2 tRNA genes and 3 rRNA genes are annotated in these 5492 nt (G+C 51.3%); all 5 read left to right on the top strand.

Annotation, left to right across the window (positions count from 1 at the left end):
• The first annotated feature begins 181 nt into the window (after positions 1 to 181).
• The 5 genes from MB824_RS10945 (at position 182) to rrf (ending at position 5447) form a co-directional block, all read left to right on the top strand.
• Positions 182 to 1720 (top strand): 16S ribosomal RNA (locus MB824_RS10945).
• A 66-nt stretch (positions 1721 to 1786) separates the two neighbouring features.
• Positions 1787 to 1863, top strand: a tRNA-Ile gene (locus MB824_RS10940).
• A gap of 33 nt (positions 1864 to 1896) precedes the next feature.
• Positions 1897 to 1972: transfer RNA gene (locus MB824_RS10935), tRNA-Ala, on the top strand.
• Positions 1973 to 2277: 305 nt separating this feature from the next.
• A 23S ribosomal RNA gene (locus MB824_RS10930) occupies positions 2278 to 5169 on the top strand.
• Positions 5170 to 5334: 165 nt separating this feature from the next.
• Positions 5335 to 5447: ribosomal RNA gene (gene rrf, locus MB824_RS10925) — 5S ribosomal RNA — on the top strand.
• Together the 16S, 23S and 5S rRNA genes with 2 tRNA genes alongside form the textbook arrangement of a ribosomal RNA operon.
• Positions 5448 to 5492 lie beyond the last annotated feature (45 nt).

Genomic DNA, 5492 nt, shown 5'->3' with positions numbered 1-5492 from the left:
GGTATGATTGCGGTCTTTCGCTGCTTCTGTGGCGACGTTCTTTAACAGACAGATTACCGATAAGTGTGAGTGCCTTTGGTCTCACACTGCGACGGATAAGACAAGATATGTAGATTTTAGGATTTGCATTTATCTGTCTTTTTCTTTGAAGCAGACCAGAAGATGTATTAAGTTAGAGATTGAACATAAGAGTTTGATCCTGGCTCAGATTGAACGCTGGCGGCATGCTTTACACATGCAAGTCGGACGGCAGCGGGGAGTGCTTGCACTCTGCCGGCGAGTGGCGAACGGGTGAGTAATGCATCGGAACGTACCGAGTAATGGGGGATAACTGTCCGAAAGGACAGCTAATACCGCATACGCCCTGAGGGGGAAAGCGGGGGATCTTAGGACCTCGCGTTATTCGAGCGGCCGATGTCTGATTAGCTAGTTGGTGGGGTAAAGGCCTACCAAGGCGACGATCAGTAGCGGGTCTGAGAGGACGATCCGCCACACTGGGACTGAGACACGGCCCAGACTCCTACGGGAGGCAGCAGTGGGGAATTTTGGACAATGGGCGCAAGCCTGATCCAGCCATGCCGCGTGTCTGAAGAAGGCCTTCGGGTTGTAAAGGACTTTTGTCAGGGAAGAAAAGGAGTTGGTTAATACCCGACTCTGATGACGGTACCTGAAGAATAAGCACCGGCTAACTACGTGCCAGCAGCCGCGGTAATACGTAGGGTGCGAGCGTTAATCGGAATTACTGGGCGTAAAGCGAGCGCAGACGGTTTGTTAAGCAGGATGTGAAATCCCCGGGCTCAACCTGGGAACTGCGTTCTGAACTGGCAGGCTAGAGTGTGTCAGAGGGGGGTAGAATTCCACGTGTAGCAGTGAAATGCGTAGAGATGTGGAGGAATACCGATGGCGAAGGCAGCCCCCTGGGATAACACTGACGTTCATGCTCGAAAGCGTGGGTAGCAAACAGGATTAGATACCCTGGTAGTCCACGCCCTAAACGATGTCAATTAGCTGTTGGGCAACTTGATTGCTTAGTAGCGTAGCTAACGCGTGAAATTGACCGCCTGGGGAGTACGGTCGCAAGATTAAAACTCAAAGGAATTGACGGGGACCCGCACAAGCGGTGGATGATGTGGATTAATTCGATGCAACGCGAAGAACCTTACCTGGTCTTGACATGTACGGAATCTTCCAGAGACGGGAGAGTGCCTTCGGGAACCGTAACACAGGTGCTGCATGGCTGTCGTCAGCTCGTGTCGTGAGATGTTGGGTTAAGTCCCGCAACGAGCGCAACCCTTGTCATTAGTTGCCATCATTCAGTTGGGCACTCTAATGAGACTGCCGGTGACAAACCGGAGGAAGGTGGGGATGACGTCAAGTCCTCATGGCCCTTATGACCAGGGCTTCACACGTCATACAATGGTCGGTACAGAGGGTAGCCAAGCCGCGAGGTGGAGCCAATCCCAGAAAACCGATCGTAGTCCGGATTGCACTCTGCAACTCGAGTGCATGAAGTCGGAATCGCTAGTAATCGCAGGTCAGCATACTGCGGTGAATACGTTCCCGGGTCTTGTACACACCGCCCGTCACACCATGGAAGTGGGGGATACCAGAAGTAGGTAGGCTAACCGCAAGGAGGCCGCTTACCACGGTATGCTTCATGACTGGGGTGAAGTCGTAACAAGGTAGCCGTAGGGGAACCTGCGGCTGGATCACCTCCTTTCTAGAGAGAAGGCCAAAGGTACTCACACTTATCGGTAATCGTCGGTTTAGAGATGCGAAGAGACCTGGGTTTGTAGCTCAGCTGGTTAGAGCACACGCTTGATAAGCGTGGGGTCGGAGGTTCAAGTCCTCCCAGACCCACCAGTAACCAAAGCCGGCAGGCCGGTTCAAGGTAAAGGGGGCATAGCTCAGTTGGTAGAGCACCTGCTTTGCAAGCAGGGGGTCATCGGTTCGATCCCGTTTGCCTCCACCAAGATTTCCCAAATTAAAGCAGTTTGCAGAATCAGACTGCTTTAATTTGCGAAAACCACGCATCGATCTTTAACAAATTGGATAGCCGAAATCAACAAACAAAGACAATGAGGTTTTATTGCAGCTGCCCAGGCAGCCTGAAATAAAGCCCAGTAATTTGGGTGATGATTGTATCGACTTAACCCTGAAACACAAAAGGCAGGGTTAAGACACAACAAGCAGTAAGCTTTATCAAAGTAAAGGCCTTAAGGAGCATAGCTAGTCAACGGTAAAACTCCGAAGTCAAAAAGGTACTTCAAATGATAGAGTCAAGTGAATAAGTGCATCAGGTGGATGCCTTGGCGATGATAGGCGACGAAGGACGTGTAAGCCTGCGAAAAGCATCGGGGAGCTGGCAATAAAGCTTTGATCCGGTGATGTCCGAATGGGGAAACCCACCGCACTCAGTGCGGTATCCTTATCTGAATACATAGGATAAGCGAAGCGAACCCGGAGAACTGAACCATCTAAGTACCCGGAGGAAAAGAAATCAACCGAGATTCCGCAAGTAGTGGCGAGCGAACGCGGAGGAGCCTGTATACGATAGCCGTCGGGATAGAAGAAAGAATTGGAAACTTCTGCCATAGTGGGTGATAGCCCCGTATTCGAAATTCCGGCGGTGGTACTAGGTATACGACAAGTAGGGCGGGACACGAGAAATCCTGTCTGAAGATGGGGGGACCATCCTCCAAGGCTAAATACTCATCATCGACCGATAGTGAACCAGTACCGTGAGGGAAAGGCGAAAAGAACCCCGGGAGGGGAGTGAAATAGAACCTGAAACCTGATGCATACAAACAGTGGGAGCGGATTTATTCCGTGACTGCGTACCTTTTGTATAATGGGTCAACGACTTACATTCAGTAGCGAGCTTAACCGGATAGGGGAGGCGCAGGGAAACCGAGTCTTAATAGGGCGATATAGTTGCTGGGTGTAGACCCGAAACCGAGTGATCTATCCATGGCCAGGTTGAAGGTGCCGTAACAGGTACTGGAGGACCGAACCCACGCATGTTGCAAAATGCGGGGATGAGCTGTGGATAGGGGTGAAAGGCTAAACAAACTCGGAGATAGCTGGTTCTCCCCGAAAACTATTTAGGTAGTGCCTCGAGCTAGACACTGATGGGGGTAAAGCACTGTTATGGCTAGGGGGTCATTGCGACTTACCAACCCATGGCAAACTAAGAATACCATCAAGTGGTTCCTCGGGAGACAGACAGCGGGTGCTAACGTCCGTTGTCAAGAGGGAAACAACCCAGACCGCCAGCTAAGGTCCCAAATGACAGATTAAGTGGTAAACGAAGTGGGAAGGCACAGACAGCCAGGATGTTGGCTTAGAAGCAGCCATCATTTAAAGAAAGCGTAATAGCTCACTGGTCGAGTCTTCCTGCGCGGAAGATGTAACGGGGCTCAAATCTGTAACCGAAGCTGCGGATGTACTTTTAGTGCATGGTAGGGGAGCGTTCTGTAGGCCTGCGAAGGTGTCTCGTAAGGGATGCTGGAGGTATCAGAAGTGCGAATGTTGACATGAGTAGCGATAAAGCGGGTGAAAAGCCCGCTCGCCGAAAGCCCAAGGTTTCCTACGCAACGTTCATCGGCGTAGGGTGAGTCGGCCCCTAAGGCGAGGCAGAGATGCGTAGTCGATGGGAAACGGGTTAATATTCCCGTACTTTGATTCAATGCGATGTGGGGACGGAGAAGGTTAGGTTAGCAAACTGTTGGAATAGTTTGTTTAAGCCGGTAGGTGGAAGACTTAGGCAAATCCGGGTCTTCATAACACCGAGAAGTGACGACGAGTGTCTACGGACACGAAGTAACCGATACCACGCTTCCAGGAAAAGCCACTAAGCTTCAGTTGAATCAGAACCGTACCGCAAACCGACACAGGTGGGCAGGATGAGAATTCTAAGGCGCTTGAGAGAACTCGGGAGAAGGAACTCGGCAAATTGATACCGTAACTTCGGGAGAAGGTATGCCCTCTAATGTTAAGGACTTGCTCCGTAAGCATAGGAGGGTCGCAGAGAATCGGTGGCTGCGACTGTTTATTAAAAACACAGCACTCTGCAAACACGAAAGTGGACGTATAGGGTGTGACGCCTGCCCGGTGCTGGAAGGTTAATTGAAGATGTGAGAGCATCGGATCGAAGCCCCAGTAAACGGCGGCCGTAACTATAACGGTCCTAAGGTAGCGAAATTCCTTGTCGGGTAAGTTCCGACCCGCACGAATGGCGTAACGATGGCCACACTGTCTCCTCCCGAGACTCAGCGAAGTTGAAGTGGTTGTGAAGATGCAATCTACCCGCTGCTAGACGGAAAGACCCCGTGAACCTTTACTGTAGCTTTGCATTGGACTTTGAAGTCACTTGTGTAGGATAGGTGGGAGGCTTAGAAGCAGAGACGCCAGTTTCTGTGGAGCCGTCCTTGAAATACCACCCTGGTGGCTTTGAGGTTCTAACCCAGACCCGTAATCCGGGTCGGGGACCGTGCATGGTAGGCAGTTTGACTGGGGCGGTCTCCTCCCAAAGAGTAACGGAGGAGTTCGAAGGTTACCTAGGTCCGGTCGGAAATCGGACTGATAGTGCAATGGCAAAAGGTAGCTTAACTGCGAGACCGACAAGTCGAGCAGGTGCGAAAGCAGGACATAGTGATCCGGTGGTTCTGAATGGAAGGGCCATCGCTCAACGGATAAAAGGTACTCCGGGGATAACAGGCTGATTCCGCCCAAGAGTCCATATCGACGGCGGAGTTTGGCACCTCGATGTCGGCTCATCACATCCTGGGGCTGTAGTCGGTCCCAAGGGTATGGCTGTTCGCCATTTAAAGTGGTACGTGAGCTGGGTTTAAAACGTCGTGAGACAGTTTGGTCCCTATCTGCAGTGGGCGTTGGAAGTTTGACGGGGGCTGCTCCTAGTACGAGAGGACCGGAGTGGACGAACCTCTGGTGTACCGGTTGTGACGCCAGTCGCATCGCCGGGTAGCTAAGTTCGGAAGAGATAAGCGCTGAAAGCATCTAAGCGCGAAACTCGCCTGAAGATGAGACTTCCCTTGCGGTTTAACCGCACTAAAGAGTCGTTCGAGACCAGGACGTTGATAGGTGGGGTGTGGAAGCGCGGTAACGCGTGCAGCTAACCCATACTAATTGCTCGTGAGGCTTGACTCTATCATTTGAAGTACTTTGCAGCATAAACGCTGTGATACGACAAACAGAAAGCTTACTGAAATAATGATACTAAAATCATCGTTCGAATTACTGATTACCCATCATCGGTAACTTCTTTGTGATTGTTAGTGCCCAAAGCACAGGCTATCCGATTTGCCCTCTTTGTTTGGCGGCCATAGCGGTTTGGTCCCACTCCTTCCCATCCCGAACAGGACAGTGAAACGAACCAGCGCCGATGATAGTACGGTCTCCCGTGTGAAAGTAGGTCACCGCCAAACCCTTATTCATACCCCCTGCCTAATAAATCATAGGCAGGGGGTTTC

Origin of the sequence: Kingella pumchi, from assembly GCF_022288825.1 — a bacterium.
Taxonomy (GTDB): domain Bacteria; phylum Pseudomonadota; class Gammaproteobacteria; order Burkholderiales; family Neisseriaceae; genus Kingella_D; species Kingella_D pumchi.
This window is presented reverse-complemented; position numbering and strand designations above follow the sequence as displayed.